This is a genomic window from Pseudoxanthomonas indica (genome assembly GCF_900167565.1).
Classification (GTDB): domain Bacteria; phylum Pseudomonadota; class Gammaproteobacteria; order Xanthomonadales; family Xanthomonadaceae; genus Pseudoxanthomonas_A; species Pseudoxanthomonas_A indica.
Genome location: NZ_FUZV01000001.1, coordinates 836,286 through 853,768, shown reverse-complemented (window position 1 = coordinate 853,768; position 17,483 = coordinate 836,286). Strand labels below are relative to the sequence as shown.

Annotated in this window: 18 protein-coding genes; 13 read left to right on the top strand and 5 right to left on the bottom strand. The window is 65.3% G+C overall.

The features are described 5' to 3' along the window. Positions 1 to 3 precede the first annotated feature (3 nt). Positions 4 to 1,413, bottom strand: coding sequence for a tRNA (N6-isopentenyl adenosine(37)-C2)-methylthiotransferase MiaB (gene miaB / locus B5X78_RS04105; RefSeq protein WP_079723190.1), 1,410 nt, complete (start codon positions 1,411 to 1,413; stop codon positions 4 to 6). Between the two features lie 223 nt (positions 1,414 to 1,636). Between miaB and B5X78_RS04100 the strand changes: the two genes are divergently transcribed. The 6 genes from B5X78_RS04100 to B5X78_RS04075 all read left to right on the top strand — a co-directional run bounded on the left by B5X78_RS04100 (position 1,637) and on the right by B5X78_RS04075 (position 6,659). Then, positions 1,637 to 2,569, top strand: coding sequence for a lytic transglycosylase domain-containing protein (locus B5X78_RS04100; RefSeq protein ID WP_079723189.1), 933 nt, complete (start codon positions 1,637 to 1,639; stop codon positions 2,567 to 2,569). 206 nt (positions 2,570 to 2,775) lie between these two features. Further along, positions 2,776 to 3,387 (top strand): ubiquinol-cytochrome c reductase iron-sulfur subunit, encoded by a 612-nt coding sequence (petA, locus tag B5X78_RS04095; protein ID WP_079723188.1) that lies wholly within the window; start codon positions 2,776 to 2,778, stop codon positions 3,385 to 3,387. A gap of 3 nt (positions 3,388 to 3,390) precedes the next feature. Continuing rightward, positions 3,391 to 4,659, top strand: coding sequence for a cytochrome b (locus B5X78_RS04090; RefSeq protein ID WP_079723187.1), 1,269 nt, complete (start codon positions 3,391 to 3,393; stop codon positions 4,657 to 4,659). Further along, entirely contained in the window at positions 4,652 to 5,398 is a 747-nt protein-coding gene (locus B5X78_RS04085; RefSeq protein ID WP_079723186.1) for a cytochrome c1, read from the top strand. Before B5X78_RS04090 ends, B5X78_RS04085 begins: the two co-directional genes overlap by 8 nt. 180 nt (positions 5,399 to 5,578) lie before the next feature. Continuing rightward, positions 5,579 to 6,214: a glutathione S-transferase N-terminal domain-containing protein gene (locus B5X78_RS04080; RefSeq protein WP_079723185.1), complete on the top strand. Its 636-nt coding sequence runs from the start codon at positions 5,579 to 5,581 to the stop codon at positions 6,212 to 6,214. A gap of 4 nt (positions 6,215 to 6,218) precedes the next feature. Beyond that, complete coding sequence (locus B5X78_RS04075) at positions 6,219 to 6,659, top strand: ClpXP protease specificity-enhancing factor (RefSeq protein ID WP_079723184.1); 441 nt, start codon at positions 6,219 to 6,221, stop codon at positions 6,657 to 6,659. 39 nt (positions 6,660 to 6,698) lie between these two features. On the opposite strand, the gene B5X78_RS04070 is transcribed toward B5X78_RS04075, so the two are convergent. Genes B5X78_RS04070 through B5X78_RS04060 form a run of 3 tightly spaced genes read right to left on the bottom strand, consistent with a single transcriptional unit; the run spans position 6,699 to position 8,151 of the window. Then, positions 6,699 to 7,028, bottom strand: coding sequence for a DUF3301 domain-containing protein (locus B5X78_RS04070; protein WP_079723183.1), 330 nt, complete (start codon positions 7,026 to 7,028; stop codon positions 6,699 to 6,701). Between the two features lie 8 nt (positions 7,029 to 7,036). Next, complete coding sequence (gene nadC, locus B5X78_RS04065; protein WP_079723182.1) at positions 7,037 to 7,885, bottom strand: carboxylating nicotinate-nucleotide diphosphorylase; 849 nt, start codon at positions 7,883 to 7,885, stop codon at positions 7,037 to 7,039. Then, a complete protein-coding gene (locus B5X78_RS04060) occupies positions 7,882 to 8,151 on the bottom strand; it encodes a Trm112 family protein (protein ID WP_079723181.1) in 270 nt (89 codons plus the stop codon). Before B5X78_RS04060 ends, nadC begins: the two co-directional genes overlap by 4 nt. 57 nt (positions 8,152 to 8,208) lie before the next feature. On the opposite strand from B5X78_RS04060, the gene purE reads away from it, so the two are divergent. Both purE and B5X78_RS04050 read left to right on the top strand, forming a co-directional pair. Next, positions 8,209 to 8,718, top strand: a complete 510-nt coding sequence (gene purE, locus B5X78_RS04055) for a 5-(carboxyamino)imidazole ribonucleotide mutase (protein WP_079723180.1) — start codon at positions 8,209 to 8,211, stop codon at positions 8,716 to 8,718. After that, a complete protein-coding gene (locus tag B5X78_RS04050) occupies positions 8,715 to 9,860 on the top strand; it encodes a 5-(carboxyamino)imidazole ribonucleotide synthase (RefSeq protein WP_079723179.1) in 1,146 nt (381 codons plus the stop codon). Before purE ends, B5X78_RS04050 begins: the two co-directional genes overlap by 4 nt. A 129-nt stretch (positions 9,861 to 9,989) precedes the next feature. Here the strand turns inward: B5X78_RS04050 and B5X78_RS04045 are convergent, their stop codons facing one another. Then, on the bottom strand, positions 9,990 to 10,568 hold the full coding sequence (locus tag B5X78_RS04045; protein ID WP_079723178.1) for a superoxide dismutase: 579 nt from the start codon (positions 10,566 to 10,568) through the stop codon (positions 9,990 to 9,992). 155 nt (positions 10,569 to 10,723) lie between these two features. Here B5X78_RS04045 and grxD point away from each other — a divergent pair, with 155 nt between their 5' ends. From grxD to ppnN, 5 genes are all read left to right on the top strand, one after another. Next, the gene (gene grxD / locus B5X78_RS04040) at positions 10,724 to 11,056 is read left to right on the top strand and encodes a Grx4 family monothiol glutaredoxin (protein ID WP_079723177.1); all 333 of its coding nucleotides are present in this window, start codon (positions 10,724 to 10,726) and stop codon (positions 11,054 to 11,056) included. Continuing rightward, positions 11,053 to 11,802: an SDR family NAD(P)-dependent oxidoreductase gene (locus B5X78_RS04035; protein ID WP_079723176.1), complete on the top strand. Its 750-nt coding sequence runs from the start codon at positions 11,053 to 11,055 to the stop codon at positions 11,800 to 11,802. The genes grxD and B5X78_RS04035 overlap by 4 nt, the downstream gene beginning before the upstream one ends. Next, positions 11,799 to 12,398 (top strand): YhgN family NAAT transporter, encoded by a 600-nt coding sequence (locus B5X78_RS04030; RefSeq protein WP_079723175.1) that lies wholly within the window; start codon positions 11,799 to 11,801, stop codon positions 12,396 to 12,398. The genes B5X78_RS04035 and B5X78_RS04030 overlap by 4 nt, the downstream gene beginning before the upstream one ends. Before the next feature lie 306 nt (positions 12,399 to 12,704). Then, positions 12,705 to 15,926: a TonB-dependent receptor gene (locus tag B5X78_RS04025; RefSeq protein ID WP_079723174.1), complete on the top strand. Its 3,222-nt coding sequence runs from the start codon at positions 12,705 to 12,707 to the stop codon at positions 15,924 to 15,926. A gap of 139 nt (positions 15,927 to 16,065) precedes the next feature. Continuing rightward, a complete protein-coding gene (ppnN, locus tag B5X78_RS04020) occupies positions 16,066 to 17,451 on the top strand; it encodes a nucleotide 5'-monophosphate nucleosidase PpnN (protein ID WP_079723173.1) in 1,386 nt (461 codons plus the stop codon). Positions 17,452 to 17,483 lie beyond the last annotated feature (32 nt).

Sequence of the window (17,483 nt, the reverse complement as noted above, 5' to 3'; positions counted from 1 at the left end):
CCCTTACTCGCTGACCGCCACACGCCCGCGCAATGAATTGCTCAATGCCTCGGTGATCACCACGTCGACGAACTGCCCGATCATCCGCGCATGGCCGGGGAAATTGACCGAGCGCATGTTCTCGGTCTTGCCGGTCATCTCGTTGGGATTCTTGCGCGAAGGGCCTTCGACCAGCACCGTCTGCACGCTGCCGATCATCTTCTCGGAGATCCCGGCGGAGTAAGCATTGATGTGCGCCTGCAGGCGCTCCAGGCGCGCATGCTTGACCGCGTCGGCCGTGTCGTCTTCCAGATCTGCGGCTGGCGTGCCGGGGCGACGCGAATAAATGAAGGAGAACGACTGGTCGAAGCCGACGTCTTCAATCAGCTTCATGGTCTTGTCGAAATCGGCATCGGTCTCGCCGGGGAAGCCGACAATGAAGTCCGAGGACACCGAGATGTCCGGCCGCACCGCGCGCAGCTTGCGGATCTTCTGCTTGAACTCCAGCGTGGTGTAGCCGCGCTTCATCGCCGCCAGGATGCGATCACTGCCTGCCTGCACCGGCAGATGCAGGTAGTTGGCCAGTTGCGGCACGTCGCGGTAGGCCTCGATCAACGAGTCACTGAATTCCAGCGGGTGCGAGGTGGTGAAGCGGATGCGGCCCACGCCTTCGATTTCGGCGATGGTGCGGATCAGCAGGCCCAGGTCGGCGATGTCGCCATCGCCATACGGGCCGCGATAGGCATTGACGTTCTGGCCCAGCAGATTGATCTCGCGCACGCCTTGCGCCGCCAGCTGCGCCACTTCCACCAGCACGTCCTCGAACGGACGGCTGACTTCCTCGCCACGGGTATACGGCACCACGCAGAACGAGCAGTACTTGGAGCAACCTTCCATGATCGAGACGAAGGCGCTGGGGCCTTCGGCGCGCGGTTCGGGCAGGCGATCGAACTTTTCAATCTCGGGGAAGCTGATGTCCACCTGCGGCCGGCCGGACTGGCGACGCTCGCGGATCAGTTCCGGCAGTCGATGCAGGGTCTGCGGGCCGAAGACCAGGTCCACGTACGGTGCGCGCTTGACGATGGCTTCGCCTTCCTGCGAGGCCACGCAGCCGCCCACGCCGATCAGCACGGGCTTGCCGTCCTTCTTCAGCGCCTTCCAGCGACCGAGCTGGCTGAAGACCTTTTCCTGCGCCTTCTCGCGGATGGAGCAGGTGTTGACCAGCACCACGTCGGCTTCTTCGGGGTTGTCGGTCAGTTCCAGGCCCTCGGCGGCGGCCAGCACGTCGGCCATCTTGGCCGAGTCGTACTCGTTCATCTGGCAACCGTGGGTCTTGATATAGAGCTTGCCCCGGGCGGGTACGGCCGGGTGGGGGAGATCGGCAACGGGCAAGGAGCCCGTGCGGGCGGTATCAGGAGCGGGCGTCCCGGTCATGGCGCTTATTCCAGTCGGGTGGGCGGGCGGAGGGCGGGCATTTTACCCGGGACGGTCCGGTTTGGCCCCGGTTCCGCGTTAACCAGGGAAGTACCAGGTCGACCGCGAGCGGCGGCGGCCCGCCGATCGGGTTTCCCGATTCCCGACCGCCGGCACAGATCCGAGGATTTCCAGCGTGAACAAAGACTTGGCAACCCCACCCGGATACGGGACACTGCGCCGCATGAAGGGGATGCTGCTGCCATTGGGGATGCTGGCCGCGTGCTTCGCGCTGCCTGCCAGCGCGGGCACGCTGTACAAGTGCACGGGTGCCGATGGTGTGCCGAACTATGTGAGCAAGCGGGTCAGTGGCGCGCAGTGCGAAGTGATCAGTCGCTATACCCCGGACCATGGCGGCGGATCGCGGCTGGCGTCGGTCTCGCGCCCGGCCACCGTCAACAGCAGTCCCGCAGCGACCCCGGCCAAGGCCGAAGGCGGCGTGGACAGCCGTCCTGCGGCCGTGTTGACCTCGGCGTCCGTCGCCCCGACGGCCATCAGCCCCGCCGTGATTCCCGCCGCCAGCTACACCCCGACCCGCCGCGTGGTCAGCGGCCAGGTCTATTCCTACATCAAGGACGGCGTACGCCACTACACCAGCAGCCGGCCCAAGGGCGGCGGCGCGGTGGCCAGCGTGCGCACCATCAAGTACAGCTTCATCGAGACCTGCTTCGCCTGCGGCAATCCGAACCTCAATTTCGGCACCCTGCGCCTCAACACCGCGGCCTACCAGGCGGAAATCGCCTCGGCCTCGCGCGAGTTCGGCGTCGACGAGTCGGTGATCCGGGCGATCATGCATGCCGAGTCCTCGTACAACCCGCTGGCCCTGTCCCATGCGGGCGCGCAGGGCCTGATGCAGCTGATGCCGGCCACCGCGCGCCGTTTCGGCGTGGCCGACTCGTTCAACGCCGGCCAGAACATCCGCGGCGGCGTGCAGTACCTGGCCTGGTTGCTCAAGCGCTTCAACGGCGACCTGCGCCTGGCCGCGGCCGGCTACAACGCCGGCGAGGGTGCGGTGGATCGGCACGGCGGCATCCCGCCGTACAAGGAAACCCAGCGTTACGTGGAGCGTGTGTCGGTGCTGGCCGAACGTTACCGCGGCAGCGTCGCCGCCCGCTGATATCGGGCTCATCGGTTCGCCTTCCTGCGCGCAGCCGCGTGCCGGCGACGCTTCGGACCCTGCGCAAGTCATTGAATCGCCGGCCAACGTTGTCGGCCGATTAAGGCTTCCGTTACACTTGACCGTCTTTGCGGCCCACCCCGTGCCAAGCGGTGTGGGCTTGTTGGCAGCCTTTTAGCTACCTGATTGTTTTGCGGAGTGCCGGAATGGGCAACGATGGGGTCAATGGGCCTGTGAATACAGGCCGACGCCGGTTTCTGACTGCAACCACGGCTGTGGTGGGTGCGGTCGGCGCCGGATTCGCAGCGGTACCTTTTATCAAGTCGTGGAATCCGAGTGCGCGCGCCAAGTTGGCCGGTGCCCCGGTGACCGCCGACATCAGCGGGCTGCAGGAAGGCCAGCGCCTGATCCTGGAATGGCGCGGTCAGCCCATCTGGATCGTCAAGCGCTCCAAGGCCATCCTGGACGCGTTGCCGACCCTGGACAGCCGCCTGCGCGATCCGCAGTCGGCCAACAAGGATCAGCAGCCCGAGTACATCAAGGGTGAGGGCCGTTCGCTGAAGCCGGATATCTCCGTGCTGGTGGGCCTGTGCACGCACCTGGGCTGCTCGCCGGAAATGGTCGCGGAAATCCGCCCCGAGCCGTACGACGCCGACTGGAAGGGTGGCTACTTCTGCCCCTGCCACAAGTCGCGCTTCGACATGGCCGGCCGCGTGTTCCAGGGCGTTCCCGCGCCGACCAACCTGCTGGTGCCGCCGCACTACTACGAGAACGACACCACGATCATCATCGGCGTCGATCCGAAGGGAGCTGCCTAAGCCATGGCCAACATTTTCACCCGTATCGCCGATGGCGCGATGGAATGGTTCACCGCGCGTGCGCCGGGCTTCATGCCCTTCTACCGCAAGCACATGTCGGAGTACTACGCTCCGAAGAACTTCAACATCTGGTACATCTTCGGCGTGCTGTCGTCGATCGTGCTGGTCAACCAGATCCTGACCGGCATCTTCCTGACCATGCACTTCAAGCCGAGCGCGGCGGAAGCCTTCGCCTCGGTCGAATACATCATGCGTGACGTGGAGTGGGGCTGGCTGATCCGCTACATGCACAGCACCGGCGCCTCGTTGTTCTTCATCGTGGTGTACCTGCACATGTTCCGCGGGCTGATGTACGGCTCCTACCAGAAGCCGCGCGAGCTGGTGTGGATCCTGGGCATGCTGATCTACCTGGTGCTGATGGCCGAAGCCTTCATGGGCTACGTGCTGCCGTGGGGCCAGATGTCGTTCTGGGGCGCCAAGGTGATCATCTCGCTGTTCGGCGCGATCCCGGTGATCGGCAACGGCCTGACCGAGTGGATCATGGGCGACTACCTGCCCGGCGACGCCACCCTCAACCGCTTCTTCGCGCTGCACGTGATCGCGCTGCCGCTGGTGCTGTTGCTGCTGGTGGTGCTGCATATCGGCGCGCTGCACGAAGTGGGTTCCAACAACCCCGACGGCGTCGAAATCAAGAAGGGCCCGAAGGGCAACCGCTGGTCACCGACCGCGCCGGCCGACGGCATCCCGTTCCACCCGTACTACACGGTGGGCAAGGATCTGTTCTACGTCTGCATGCTGTTGCTGATCGGCGCCTTCATCATCTTCTTTGCGCCGGCCTTTGGCGGCTGGTTCCTGGAACATGACAACTTCACCGAGGCCAACCGCCTGGTGACGCCGGAGCACATCAAGCCGGTGTGGTACTACACCCCGTACTACGCCATGTTGCGCGTGGTGCCGCACAAGCTCAGCGGCGTCATCGTGATGTTCGCGGCCATCGCGATCCTGTTCGCGCTGCCGTGGCTGGATCGCGGCAAGGTCAAGTCCATCCGCTACCGCGGCCTGGGCTTCAAGATTGCCGTCGGCGTGTTTGCCGTGTGCTTCGTCTGGCTGGGCAAGATTGGCGCCGGCCCGGGTACCGACGTGGTCGAAACCTACATCGGCCGTGTGCTGACCTTCCTGTACTTCGGCTTCTTCGCTTTCCTGTGGGCTTACACATTCTTTGGGTTGGAAAAGACCAAGCCAGTGCCGGACCGGGTGACCACGCATGACTAAGACTTTGACTTCCCGGCTAGCCGTTTTCGCCAGCGGGTTGCTGATCTCGTTCGCTGCGTTGGCCGCCGAAGGCGGCGACAAGCTGCAGGCCGGCAACGACCTGGGTGACCGCGCATCGCTGCAGCGCGGCGCGCAGCTGTACATGAACTACTGCTCCGGCTGCCATTCGCTGAAGTTCCTGCGCTACTCGCGCATGGGCGAAGACCTGGGCCTGACCGAAGAAGAGGTGATGAACAACCTCAACTTCACCGGCGCCAAGTTCGGCGAGCAGATCCTGGTGTCGATGCCGCATGACCCGGCTGCCAAGTGGTTCGGCAAGATGCCGCCGGATCTGAGCACCATCTCGCGCGTGCGCGGCAGCGACTGGGTCTACACCTACCTCAAGTCGTTCTACCTGGACGAATCGCGTCCGCTGGGCTGGAACAACAAGCTGTTCCCGAACGCCTCGATGCCCAATCCGTTCTGGGAACTGCAGGGTCTGCAGCACGCCGAGTACGGCAAGCCGGATGCAACCACCGGCGAGCGTCATGTGGAAGGTTTGAAGCTGGCGCAGCCGGGTCGGTTGAATCCGGCGCAGTTCGACCAGGTCGCGCGCGACGTGACCAACTTCCTCGAGTACGCCGGCGAGCCGGCCGCCCTCAAGCGCCAGAGCATGGGCGTGTGGGTGGTGCTGTTCCTGGCGGCGCTTTCGTTCCTGGCCTATCTGCTCAAGCAGGAGTACTGGAAAGACGTGCACTGACACGTCTGGCGCTCCCTGGCGCCGCCTGGTCTGCGGACCGGGCGGTCAGGCGGTGTCAAGTGGCATGGGAGTCGCTTGGCATTTTCCTGAAGGGATTGCACACTCGGGGACCGTGGCGACCGTCGGCAAGGGGCTGGCGGCGTCGGTGCGATCGGCGGATTCCGATCGTCGGAGAGCCTGATGGCTGCGAGTCCACGTATGCGCAATACACTGACTTTGTTTTCCTCCACCGATGATGTCCTCTGCCACCGCGTCCGCCTGGTGTTGGCGGCCAAGGGTGTCAGCTTCGATTTCGTTCCCGTGGATCCGCAGAATCCGCCGGAAGATCTGATCGACCTCAATCCCTACCACTCGGTGCCGACCCTGGTCGAACGCGACCTGGTCCTGTACGCCGCCTCGGTGGTCAGCGAATACCTCGACGAACGCTATCCGCACCCGCCGCTGATGCCGGTGGATCCGCTGTCGCGTGCGCGCCTGCGTCTGGCGATGCTGCGCATCGAACACGACTGGGTGCCGCAGGTGCAGGCCATCCAGCTGGGCAACAAGCAGCAGGCGGAAGCCGGCCGCAAGCGCCTGAAGGAACTGCTCACCGCCTCGGTGCCGCTGTTCAAGGCCAGCAAGTTCTTCCTCAATCCGGAAATGAGCCTGGCCGACTGCGCGATGGCGCCGATCATCTGGCGGCTGCCGTCGCTGGACATCCCGCTGCCCAAGGATGGCAAGGCGATTGAAGACTATGGCAACCGCATCTTCCGCCACCCGGGCTTCCTGCGCAGCCTGACGGACACGGAACGGAAGTTGAGAGAAATCCCGGTTTGACCCAATGACTGACGAAACGCCCCGCATGACCAGCCATCGCCCCTATCTGCTGCGGGCGCTGGTGGAATGGATTGCCGACAATGGCATGACCCCGCATTTGCTGGTCGATGCCACCCAGGCGGGCGTGCAGGTGCCGAGCAGCGCGGTCAAGGAAGGCAAGGTGGTGTTGAACATCGCCGAGCGCGCGGTGGTCGCCCTGCAGTTGGACAATCACGCGGTCAGTTTCACCGCCCGCTTTGGCGGCGTCAGTTTTCCCGTGTACGTGCCCATTTCCGCGGTGCTGGCGATCTACGCGCGCGAGACCGGGCAGGGCATGGCGCTGCCGGATGATGGCCACGCGGCCGGGCCCGATGATGGCGGCGACGATGAACCACCCACGCCCGATACGCCCAGCGACGACGCGCCCGCGCCGTCCAAGCGTCCGCATCTGCGGGTGGTGAAGTAAGCCATCGCGACCGCTGCGGCGCACGCCGCAGCCGCGCCGTCAGTTCTCGCCGAACGGCACCACGTTCGGACGCACCGGACCCACAAAGGACACCAGTGTGTCGCCGCGCAACACCAGGCGACCGACATGGCGCTCGATGCCGTCGTAGGAATACTCGAAGCGGAACGTGCGCTCGAATCCGAGCCAGCCACTCTCGTGCCGGCACAGGCGCAGGCCGGCGGCATGCACCGTCTGGTCCAGCCAGATGACGCCGGCGGCGGCGCAGGCATTGCGGCCCAGTTCGCCGGCGCGCTCGGCGGCCGCACGTGCGGCATTCCAGTAACCGTAGGCAGCCATGCCCGCAATCATCAGCAATATCAAACTGGGCATGCGCGTACTCAGTTCGGCGCGGGGCCGAGCTTCAACGAAAGATCGATGGCGTGCACATGCTTGGTCAGGCCACCGATGGAAATGCAGTCGACGCCATCTTCGGCAATGGCGCGCACGCCGGCCAGGTCCACGCCGCCTGACACTTCCAGCGGAATCCGCCCGGCGGCGATGCGCACGGCCTCGCGGCGCGTGGCTGGATCGAAGTCATCGATGAGGATGCGATCGCAGCCTACCGCCAGGGTCTCCTGCAATTGATCCAGCGATTCCACTTCGACGATCAGCAGCAGAGTGCCGTGCATGGCGCGCGCGGAATGAATGGCCGCGGTGATCGAGCCGGCCGCACGCACATGGTTTTCCTTCAACATCACCGCGTCGTACAGGCCCATGCGGTGGTTGTAGCCGCCGCCGCAGGTGACCGCGTATTTCTGCGCCACCCGCAGCCCCGGCAGCGTCTTGCGCGTGTCGAGGATGCGCGCGCCGGTGCCGCTGACCGCTTCGACATAGCGCGCGGTGATGGTCGCCGTGCCGGACAGGGTCTGCAGGAAATTGAGCGAGGTGCGCTCGGCACTGACCAGCGCGCGTGAACGACCCGACAGGGTGGCCAGTACGCTGCCGGCGCGGATGCGCTGGCCGTCGGCCGCACGCCAGTCGATGCGCACCTGCGGGTCGAGCGCGCGATGGGCGGCATCGAACCAGGCCGCACCCGCCAGCACGCCGTCTTCCTTGCACAGCAGATAGGCCACGTCCGCCGAATCAGGCAGCAGCGCGGCGGTGACATCGCCGGCGCCCAGGTCTTCGGACAGGGCGCGGCGAACGTCGCCGGCAATCTGGGCGTCGGCGGGCGGGTGCAGGGTCATTTGCCGGGGAAGTCGGCGAACTGCGCGGTGGCGATCGCTTCTTCGGCCAGCAGGACCGGGATGCCGTCCTCGACCCGGTAGATCGTCTTGCGATCCTGGGTCAACAGCGCCTCACGCAACGGTGCGCTCACGGTGGCCCCGTCGGAGCGGGTGGCAGCGCCGGCGCTGATCGCGCGATTGATTACCTCGAGGCCGCGCGAATCCAGCAACGACAGCGACTGGCGAGTGGTCGGGCAGCAGAGAATGTCCAGCAATTTGCGGTCCATGGGTCCAACGGCTTTGAGTCAGGAGGGTAGAATACGTCTTTGCCACTGAGGACGGCCATGACCGCCACCGTGACCAGCCCCCTGGTGGGACTTGTGATGGGTTCCCGCTCCGACTGGGAGACCATGCAGCATGCCGCGCAGAAGCTCGATGCGCTGGGGATTCCCTACGAAGTGAAGGTGGTCTCGGCGCATCGCACGCCGGACGTCCTGTTCTCCTACGCCGAAACCGCCGGCCCGCGCGGCCTGCGCGCGATCATCGCCGGCGCTGGTGGCGCGGCGCACCTGCCGGGCATGCTGGCCGCCAAGACCGCGGTGCCGGTGCTGGGTGTGCCGGTGCAGTCCAAGGCGCTCAACGGCATGGATTCGCTGCTCTCGATCGTGCAGATGCCCGCCGGCATTCCGGTGGCCACCTTCGCCATCGGCAATGCAGGTGCGGCCAATGCCGGCCTGTTCGCGGCGGCACTGCTGGCCACGGATTACTCCGAGATCGGCGCGGCGCTGCTGGCCTTCCGCGCGCGCCAGACCGATGACGTCCTGGCGCACGACGATCCGCGCCAGCCCGCATGACCACCGTCGGCATCCTCGGTGGCGGGCAGTTGGCCCGCATGCTCGCGCTTTCCGGCGCGCCGCTGGGCTTGCGTTTCCTGGTCATGGATACCGAGCCCGACGCCTGCGCCGGCCAGTTCGCGCCGCTGCTGGTGGGTGACTATCGCGACGAAGCCGCGCTGGCCGAATTTGCCGGACGCATCGACGTGGCCACCTTCGATTTCGAGAATGTGCCCGCCGCCAGCGCCGAATGGCTGGCCGCGCGCGTGCCGGTGTTTCCCAATCCGCGCGCGCTGGCCATTGCGCAGGATCGGCTCGCCGAGAAAACGCTTTTCCGCGAACTCGGCATTCCGGTGCCGGAGTTCGCCGCGCTGTCCACGCGTGCGGAACTGGATGCCGCGCTCGCCACGGTCGGCGCACCCGCGATCCTCAAGACCCGCCGCCTGGGGTACGACGGCAAGGGCCAGTTCCGCCTGCGCAGCCTGGCTGACGCCGACGCGGCCTGGGACGCACTGGGCGCGCAGGCCGACAAGGTCGGCTTGATCCTGGAAGCCTTCGTGCCGTTCGACCGCGAACTGTCTGTGGTGGCCGTACGCGGTCGCGATGGCGAATTCCGCGCCTGGCCGATCACCGAGAACTGGCACGTCGATGGCGTGTTGTCGGCCAGCCTGGCGCCGGCACGGGTGTCCGATGCGCTGGCCGACGCTGCCATCGCGCATGCGCGTGCGCTGGCCGAGCGTACCGACTACGTGGGCGTGTTCGCGCTGGAACTGTTCTGCAAGGACGATCGCCTGCTCGCCAACGAAATGGCGCCGCGCGTGCACAACTCCGGCCACTGGACCATTGAAGGCGCCGAGACGTCGCAGTTCCAGAACCATCTGCGCGCGGTGCTGGGTTTGCCGCTGGGCGCCACGCGCATGCTCGGCCATGCCTGCATGTTGAACTGGATTGGCGCAATGCCGGACGCCGGCGCGTTGCTGGGCGAAGCCGGTGGCCACTGGCACGACTACGGCAAGCAGCCGCGCGCGGGTCGCAAGGTGGGGCATGCGACGCTGCGGGCGGATGATGCAGCGGAACTTGCAGCCGCGCTGACGCGCGTGGGTGCGACGCTGGCGCGCGAGGCGCAGGTAGCGCCGGTCGTTGGGCGTTTGACGCAGCCGTGATGTCTTGTTTCCGCGGCTTCGTCGGTCGGGGCTTGAGCCCCGAAACCGATAAACCTTCAGCCAAAAAAAGCCGGGCACTGCCCGGCTTTTTTCATCTCACGTGGTGACAATCGCGAACGACGCAGCGCCTCAGCGCAGATTGCCCGCCACGAAGTCCCAGTTGGCCAGCGCCCAGAACGATTCCACGTACTTCGGACGCGCGTTGCGGTAGTCGATGTAGTAGGCGTGTTCCCATACGTCGATGGTCAGCAGCGGCTTGTCTTCGCCGGTCAGCGGGGTGGCGGCATTGGAAGTGCTGGCCAGGGCCAGCGAGCCGTCCGGACGCTGCACCAGCCAGCCCCAGCCGGAACCGAAAGTGCCGATGGCGGTCTTGGTGAACTCTTCCTTGAACTTGGCGAAATCGCCAAACGCCTTGTTGATGAGTTCCGCCAGCTTGCCGGTCGGCTCGCCGCCGCCGTTGGGCTTCAGGCAGTTCCAGTAGAAGGTGTGGTTCCAGACCTGCGCGGCGTTGTTGAACATGCCGCCCTGCGACTTGCGCACGATCTCTTCCAGCGAGAGGTCGGCGAATTCGGTGCCCTCGATCAGCTTGTTGAGATTGTCCACGTAGGTCTTGTGATGCTTGCCGTAGTGGAAATCGATGGTCTCGCCGGAGATGTGCGGTTCCAGCGCGGTGCGGTCGTAGGGCAGGGGGGGGAGTTCGATGGCCATGGCTTCGGGGTCCTTTGGGCTTGGCTTTTGGGAACACTGGCGTCAGCGGAACGACGCTCAGGGCTTACAATGGCGCCCTCGCCGGGCTCCCGGCGAGACGAAGCGAAAGTGTAACCGACGACGGTTCGCATGCCGTCAAAGCAGGAGAATTCAGCATGCCGGTGATGGAACGCATCCAAGCCCTGGTGGAAGGCCATCCGATCGTGTTCTTCATGAAGGGCACGCCGCAATTCCCCATGTGTGGATTCTCCAGTCGCGCCATCCAGGCATTGCAGGGCGCCGGCGCCGACGCCGACAAGATGTGCATCGTCAACGTGCTGGAAGAGCCGGAGATTCGCGCCAACCTGCCGCGTTTCTCCAATTGGCCCACGTTTCCGCAACTCTTCATCCACGGCGAACTGATCGGCGGCTGCGATATCACCCTGGAACTGCACGAGTCCGGTGAACTCGGGCGTATCGTCGCCGAAGCGCTGGCGCAGTCGGCATGAGTGGACTGCTGGGTTTGCCGACCCGCGCACCGCGCGTGCTCGAAGGTCGCGTGGTGCTGGTCAGTGGCGCGCATGGTGGCCTGGGCAGCGTGGCGTCGGTGGCGTGTGCCGAGGCCGGCGCGACCGTGGTGCTGCTGGGCCGCAAGGTGCCCAAGTTGAATCGCCTGTACGACATGCTCGCGCAAGTCGGGCCCGAGCCCCTGATCTACCCGCTGGATCTGGAAGGCGCCGCGCCGGATGACTACGCCGAGATGGCCGACCGCCTGCGAGCGGAAGTGGGACAGCTGGATGGCGTGCTGTCCTGTGCCGCCGAATTCCGCGGACTGACGCCGCTGGAGCTGACCGACCCGGCCGCGTTCGCGCGCGCGCTGCATATCAACCTCACCGCGCCCTGGTGGCTTGCCCAGGCCTGCCTGCCGCTGCTCAAGCAGTCGGACGACGCGGCACTGGTATTCGCCCTGGACGACCTGCAGCGCGTGGGCCAGGCCTACTGGGGCGGTTACGGCGTGGCCGAACACGGCCTGGCCAGCCTGGTGGGCATGTTGGCGCAGGAACTGAGCAACACCCAGGTGCGCGTATCCGCCCTGCAGCCCGGGCCGATGCGGACCGGCCTGCGTTCGCGCGCCTACGCCGATGACGTCGATCCAGCGCTGCGCGACGCCCACGATTACGCAGCCGCCTGTGTCACTTTGCTGTCATCTGCCGGCGCCGAGCACCGCGGCCAGATCTGGCAGGTGCGTGCATGACCATCCTGGCGGCTGCGCTGACCCTGTTCCTGATCCTGGACCCGCTGGGCAACATTCCCGTCTTCCTGAGCGTGCTCAAGCCGCTGACGCCCAAGCGCCAGCGCGTGGTGCTGGTGCGCGAACTGCTGATCGCCCTGGCCGTGCTGATGGCGTTCCTGTGGGGTGGCAAATACTTCCTGGAGCTGATGCACCTGCGCCAGGAATCGGTCGCCATCGCCGGTGGCATCGTCCTGTTCCTGATCGGCATCCGCATGATTTTCCCGCGGCCGGAAGGCCTGATGGGCGAGATTCCCGGCGGCGAGCCTTTCATCGTGCCGCTGGCGATTCCTTTGGTGGCGGGGCCTTCGGGCATGGCGGCCGTCATGCTGATGGGCAGCAACGAGCCCCATCGCCTGACCGACTGGAGCCTGGCGCTGATCCTGGCCTGGGGCGCCACCGCGGCGATCCTGCTGTGCTCGCCGCTGCTCTACAAATGGCTGGGTCGGCGCGTGTTGACCGCCGTGGAGCGGTTGATGGGCATGTTGCTGGTGGCGCTGTCGGTGCAGATGTTCCTCGACGGCATCGGCACTTACCTCAAATTGCCGGTCTCGATCTGAGGCAAGGCGTGCCCCCACCCCCGACCTCCCCCGCAAGCGGGGAGGGGGCTGATTTGCAAGCCCTTTCGAGCTGCCGAAAACGGTTGCTGCAATGCGGGATTTTTGTCACGGGCCGGTCACAAAATGGTCCTATCGTGTTAACCTGTTGTTAACCAACGCGGCCCGCTCGCGTCGGCGTCAAGGGAACCCAAAGCACGTCTTCGACCGCCCCCGCGGAACACGCATTTGCGTGTCCGGCCAACCGCTTTCGCATCGCCATAACCCGTATCGAGGCTTACACCCATGAATCAATCCCGTTGTCTCCGGATGTCCAAGCTCACCCTTGGTCTCGTTGCCGCCCTCGCGGCCGCGCCGGTCTTCGCCCAGTCCACCTCCGCCGGTGTAGGCGGTGTCGTGACCGGTAGCGACGGCCAGCCGGTTGCGGGCGCCGAAGTGGTCATCACCCACGTCGAGTCGGGCACCGTCAGCCGCGCCAGCACTGACGCCAGCGGCCGCTACTCCGCGCGCGGCCTGCGCGTTGGTGGCCCGTACCAGATCACCGTGACCAAGTCCGGTGCCGGTACCAAGACCGAAGACAACGTGTTCCTGACCCTGGCCCAGGCCAACACCGTCAATGCCGCCCTGACCGGCGACGCCACCACCACCCTGGAAACCGTCGTGGCCGTGGGCGTGGCCGGCGGCGCAGACGTGTTCAGCGCCACCAAGATGGGCGCCGGCACCAGCGTCAGCCGTCCGACCATCGAAGCGCTGCCGTCCGTGGGCGGCAACATCCAGGACTACATCCGCCTGGATCCGCGCATCGCCCAGACCAGCAAGGCCGACGGCAGCATCTCGGCCGGTGGCCAGAATCCGCGCTACAACGCCATCCGCGTTGACGGCGTGTCGATCAGCGACACCTTCGGCCTCGAGCCCAACAGCATGCCGACCCGTCGCCAGCCGGTGTCGATGGAAGCCGTTGAAGCGATCAACGTCGACCTGTCCAGCTATGACGTGACCATCACCGGCGCCACCGGCGCGGTGATCGACGCGGTGACCAAGTCGGGCACCAACGAATTCCACGGTTCGATTTACGGCGCGTACCGCGACGGCGACTGGTTCGGCGACGACCCGGCCACCGGCGCCGCGTTCGACGGCTTCGAGAAGGAACAGTCCTACGGCGCCACCTTCGGCGGCCCGATCGTCAAGGACAAGCTGTTCTTCTTCGCCAACTACGAAAAGCAGGAATGGAAGTCGCCGGGCGCCAGCCTGAGCGACAGCGCCGTGGGCACCGGTGCAATCACCATGGACCAGGTCAACGAAGCCATCGACATCGCCCGCAACACCTGGGGCTATGACGCCGGCGGCGTCGGCGACACCGACGGCAGCACCGAGCTGGAAGAGTACGCGCTGAAGGTCGACTGGAACATCAACGAAAACCACCGCGCCAGCGTGCGTTACAGCAAGGTCGAACAGAGCCAGCTGCGCACCCCCAGCACCGGCGGCACGCTGATCAACCTGAGCTCCACCTACTACCAGCAGCAGAAGACCATCGAGAATTACGTCGCCCAGGTCTTCAGTGACTGGAGCGATACCTTCTCGACCGAGTTCAAGGCGTCGTACCGCGACTACGCCTCGACCCGCATCGCGCCCAACACCCTGGCCAACGTCAAGATCTACTTCGGCGGCGACGAAGGTTCGCCGTCGGGTTCGAACATCCAGATCGGCCAGGACGTGAGCACGCCGATGAACGCGGTGGCCACCGAAACCTGGACCGGCTACGGCGCCGGCATCTGGAACCTCGGCGACCACGAAGTGAAGTTCGGCGTGGACTACGGCGACAACGACGTCTACAACATGTTCGCGCAGAACCTGTACGGCGCGTACGAGTTCTTTGGCCTGGACAACTTCCGCGACGGCATCTGGAGCAGCTACGTGCTGCACGCCCCGCAGCCGGGCCAGGGCTTCGACAGCATCGCCGCCAAGTTCAGCTACAAGGAATACGGCCTGTTTGCGCAGGACACCTGGTACGTCAACAACAACCTGACCTTGACCTTCGGCGTGCGCGCCGACAAGCCCAGCGTTGACGGCGAGCCGGGTTACAACGCGGTGGCGCAGGAAGTGTTCGGCTACGACAACCGCAACGTCGGCAAGAACGACTGGCTGTGGCAGCCGCGCTTCGGCTTCAACTACACCTTCGACTTCGAGCGTCCGACCCAGCTGCGCGGCGGCCTGGGCCTGTTCCGCGGCATTTCGCCGCAGGTGTGGATCGGCAACGCCTTCAGCAACACCGGTTTGAACTACGTGCGTTACGACGAGGACATCGGCGGCGACATCACCTGGGAAGACATCCCGTACCAGCCGGATGGCACCCAGCAGCAGCGCCCGACCGGCGAAGGCGCTGGCGGCGAAATGAACGTCAACCTGGTCGACCAGGACTTCGAACAGCCGTCGGTGTGGAAGGCCAACCTGGCGTTTGAACACGAGCTGCCGTGGAATGGCATGGTGCTGTCGGCTGAAATGCTGTGGACCCAGGTCAAGTCGGGCCTGCTGTACAGCCACCTCAACCTGGGCAATGCAGACGTGACCGGCCAGGACGGCCGTGACATCTACTACAACCCGGCGCGCGTGGGCCGTTCGTGGAATTCGGCCAGCAACCGTTTCGGCCGTGACACCCGCTTCAACCAGGTCTACCTGCTGGAAAACACCGACCGCGGCCAGAGCACCCAGTTCACCGTGGCCCTGCAGAAGCCGTGGACCGAAGGCAGCGACTGGTCCTACAGCCTTGGTTACACCTACACCAACGCTGACGAAGTCAGCGCGATGAGCAACTCCACCGCCAACTCGACCTGGCGCTACAACTACAACTTCCAGGCCAATGCGGAAGCGGTGGGCAACTCGCGTTACGAAATCCGCGACCGCGTGACCGGTACGTTGAACTGGCAGCACAAGTTCTGGGGTGACTACAAGACCTCGGTCGGCCTGTTCTACGAAGGTCGCTCGGGCCGCACCTACAGCTACGTCTACACCAACGATGCCAACGGCGACAGCTACAGCTTCAACGACCTGTTCTACGTGCCGTCGGCTCCGGGCGACGTGCTGTTCGGCAGCCTGAGCTCCACCGGCGAGTTCACCGCGAACCCGGCGATGGAAACGGCGTTCTTCAACTGGCTGAGCAACAATCCCGACCTGGCCAAGTACAAGGGCACCGTGGCGCCGCGCAACTCCGGCCGCGCCGATTTCGTCAACAGCTTCGACGTGCGCTTCAGCCAGGAACTGCCGGGCTTCTTCAAGGGCCACAAGTCGGAAATCTGGGTCGACATCATGAACGTGGGTAACCTGATCAATAAGGATTGGGGCCACATCTATGACTACGGCTTCTTCGCCAACGAAGGCGTGGCTGCAGCCAACGGCATCTACAACGGCAAGTACGTGTACTCGTTCAACGAGGCCAGCGTGACCAAGCCGACCGTGGCCAACAGCGGCGACGGCATCGGCAACACCGGTGTCTCGCAGTGGTCGCTGCAGGTGGGCTTCCGCTACAAGTTCTAAGCGGACCTGCTGGACGCAAGACAAGGAACGGCCGGGGCAACCCGGCCGTTTTTTTATGGGAGCTGACCGCCCCGAGTGCCGCGGCCAGCGGACTGCGCTAAAGTCACCGGTCAATGACAACAACAAGACAGGAAGCACCATGACGAGCAATACGGCAACGAGGGCGCTGCCGGTCCAGGATGCACAGATCCACCCGCGTGGCGCGCTGGACGTGCTGTCGCGGGCCGAAGTGGCGCGCCTGCGCGACGCCTCCGCCGGCGGCATGCACGACCTGCTGCGCCGTTGCGCGCTGGCCGTGCTGACCAGTGGCAGCGCTTCCGACGATCCGCGCGCGGCGCGTGATCTGTATCCCGACTTCGACATCCAGGTGCTGCAGCAGGATCGCGGCGTCCGCATCGACCTGGTCAACGCACCGGCGATGGCCTTCGTTGATGGCGAAATCATCCGCGGTATCGCCGAGCTGCTGTTCGCCGTGGTGCGCGATCTGGCCTACACCGCGATCGAGCTGGGCCCGGACTACGCCGCCGATCTGGAAAGCTCGGGCGGCATCACCAACGCGGTGTTCGGCCTGCTGCGCAATGCGCGCATCCTGCGCCCGGCCGATCCCAACCTGGTGGTGTGCTGGGGCGGCCATTCGATTTCGCGCGACGAGTATCTGTACACCAAGCAGGTGGGCTACGAGCTGGGCCTGCGCGCGCTGGACATCTGCACCGGCTGCGGCCCGGGCGCCATGAAGGGGCCGATGAAGGGCGCCACCATCGCCCATGCCAAGCAGCGTCGCCGCACCACGCGTTATATCGGCATCACCGAGCCAGGCATCATCGCCGCCGAGTCGCCCAATCCGATCGTGAACCACCTGGTGATCATGCCGGATATCGAAAAGCGCCTGGAGGCGTTTGTGCGTGTCGGCCACGGCATCATCGTGTTCCCGGGTGGCGTGGGTACCGCCGAAGAGATCCTGTATCTGCTCGGCATCCTGCTGCGCGAGGAAAACAAGGGCCTGCCGTTCCCGCTGATTCTCACCGGCCCGACGATTGCCGCGCCGTACTTCGAGCAGATTGATCAGTTCATCCGCCTCACGCTGGGTGAAGAAGCCACGCGGCGCTACGAAATCGTGGTCGGTGATCCGGTCGCTGTGGCCAAGAAGATGAGCGCCGGCATCCGCCAGGTGCGCGAGTACCGCATCCAGCAGAAGGATTCGTTCTTCTTCAACTGGGCGGTGGACATCCCCAACGAATACCAGCAGCCGTTCGTGCCCACGCACGAGGCGATGGCCGCGCTGGATCTGCATCACGGTCGTCCGGCGCATGCGCTGGCGGCGGACCTGCGGCGCGCGTTCTCCGGCATCGTGGCCGGCAACGTCAAGGAAGACGGCATGCGCCGCATCGAGGAGTTCGGCCCGTTCGAAATCCACGGCGACCCGGACATGATGCAGGCGCTGGATGCGCTGCTGCGTGCGTTTGTCGAGCAGCGACGCATGAAGATCGCCGGCGAATACAAGCCTTGCTATCGCGTGTTGACCTGATGGCGGCTCGCCAGCGCAGGTGATGCAAGACA

What these genes read in the sequence shown, in the direction of transcription:
- B5X78_RS04085 (WP_079723186.1), top strand. Translation starts at nt 4,652, where the DNA reads ATGACTAAGACTTTGACTTCCCGGCTAGCCGTTTTCGCCAGCGGGTTG.
- B5X78_RS04070 (WP_079723183.1), bottom strand. Translation starts at nt 7,028, where the DNA reads ATGCCCAGTTTGATATTGCTGATGATTGCGGGCATGGCTGCCTACGGT.
- miaB (WP_079723190.1), bottom strand. Translation starts at nt 1,413, where the DNA reads ATGACCGGGACGCCCGCTCCTGATACCGCCCGCACGGGCTCCTTGCCC.
- B5X78_RS04035 (WP_079723176.1), top strand. Translation starts at nt 11,053, where the DNA reads ATGAGTGGACTGCTGGGTTTGCCGACCCGCGCACCGCGCGTGCTCGAA.
- petA (WP_079723188.1), top strand. Translation starts at nt 2,776, where the DNA reads ATGGGCAACGATGGGGTCAATGGGCCTGTGAATACAGGCCGACGCCGG.
- B5X78_RS04045 (WP_079723178.1), bottom strand. Translation starts at nt 10,568, where the DNA reads ATGGCCATCGAACTCCCCCCCCTGCCCTACGACCGCACCGCGCTGGAA.
- B5X78_RS04030 (WP_079723175.1), top strand. Translation starts at nt 11,799, where the DNA reads ATGACCATCCTGGCGGCTGCGCTGACCCTGTTCCTGATCCTGGACCCG.
- B5X78_RS04060 (WP_079723181.1), bottom strand. Translation starts at nt 8,151, where the DNA reads ATGGACCGCAAATTGCTGGACATTCTCTGCTGCCCGACCACTCGCCAG.
- purE (WP_079723180.1), top strand. Translation starts at nt 8,209, where the DNA reads ATGACCGCCACCGTGACCAGCCCCCTGGTGGGACTTGTGATGGGTTCC.
- grxD (WP_079723177.1), top strand. Translation starts at nt 10,724, where the DNA reads ATGCCGGTGATGGAACGCATCCAAGCCCTGGTGGAAGGCCATCCGATC.
- B5X78_RS04100 (WP_079723189.1), top strand. Translation starts at nt 1,637, where the DNA reads ATGAAGGGGATGCTGCTGCCATTGGGGATGCTGGCCGCGTGCTTCGCG.
- ppnN (WP_079723173.1), top strand. Translation starts at nt 16,066, where the DNA reads ATGACGAGCAATACGGCAACGAGGGCGCTGCCGGTCCAGGATGCACAG.
- nadC (WP_079723182.1), bottom strand. Translation starts at nt 7,885, where the DNA reads ATGACCCTGCACCCGCCCGCCGACGCCCAGATTGCCGGCGACGTTCGC.
- B5X78_RS04090 (WP_079723187.1), top strand. Translation starts at nt 3,391, where the DNA reads ATGGCCAACATTTTCACCCGTATCGCCGATGGCGCGATGGAATGGTTC.
- B5X78_RS04080 (WP_079723185.1), top strand. Translation starts at nt 5,579, where the DNA reads ATGGCTGCGAGTCCACGTATGCGCAATACACTGACTTTGTTTTCCTCC.
- B5X78_RS04025 (WP_079723174.1), top strand. Translation starts at nt 12,705, where the DNA reads ATGTCCAAGCTCACCCTTGGTCTCGTTGCCGCCCTCGCGGCCGCGCCG.
- B5X78_RS04075 (WP_079723184.1), top strand. Translation starts at nt 6,219, where the DNA reads ATGACTGACGAAACGCCCCGCATGACCAGCCATCGCCCCTATCTGCTG.
- B5X78_RS04050 (WP_079723179.1), top strand. Translation starts at nt 8,715, where the DNA reads ATGACCACCGTCGGCATCCTCGGTGGCGGGCAGTTGGCCCGCATGCTC.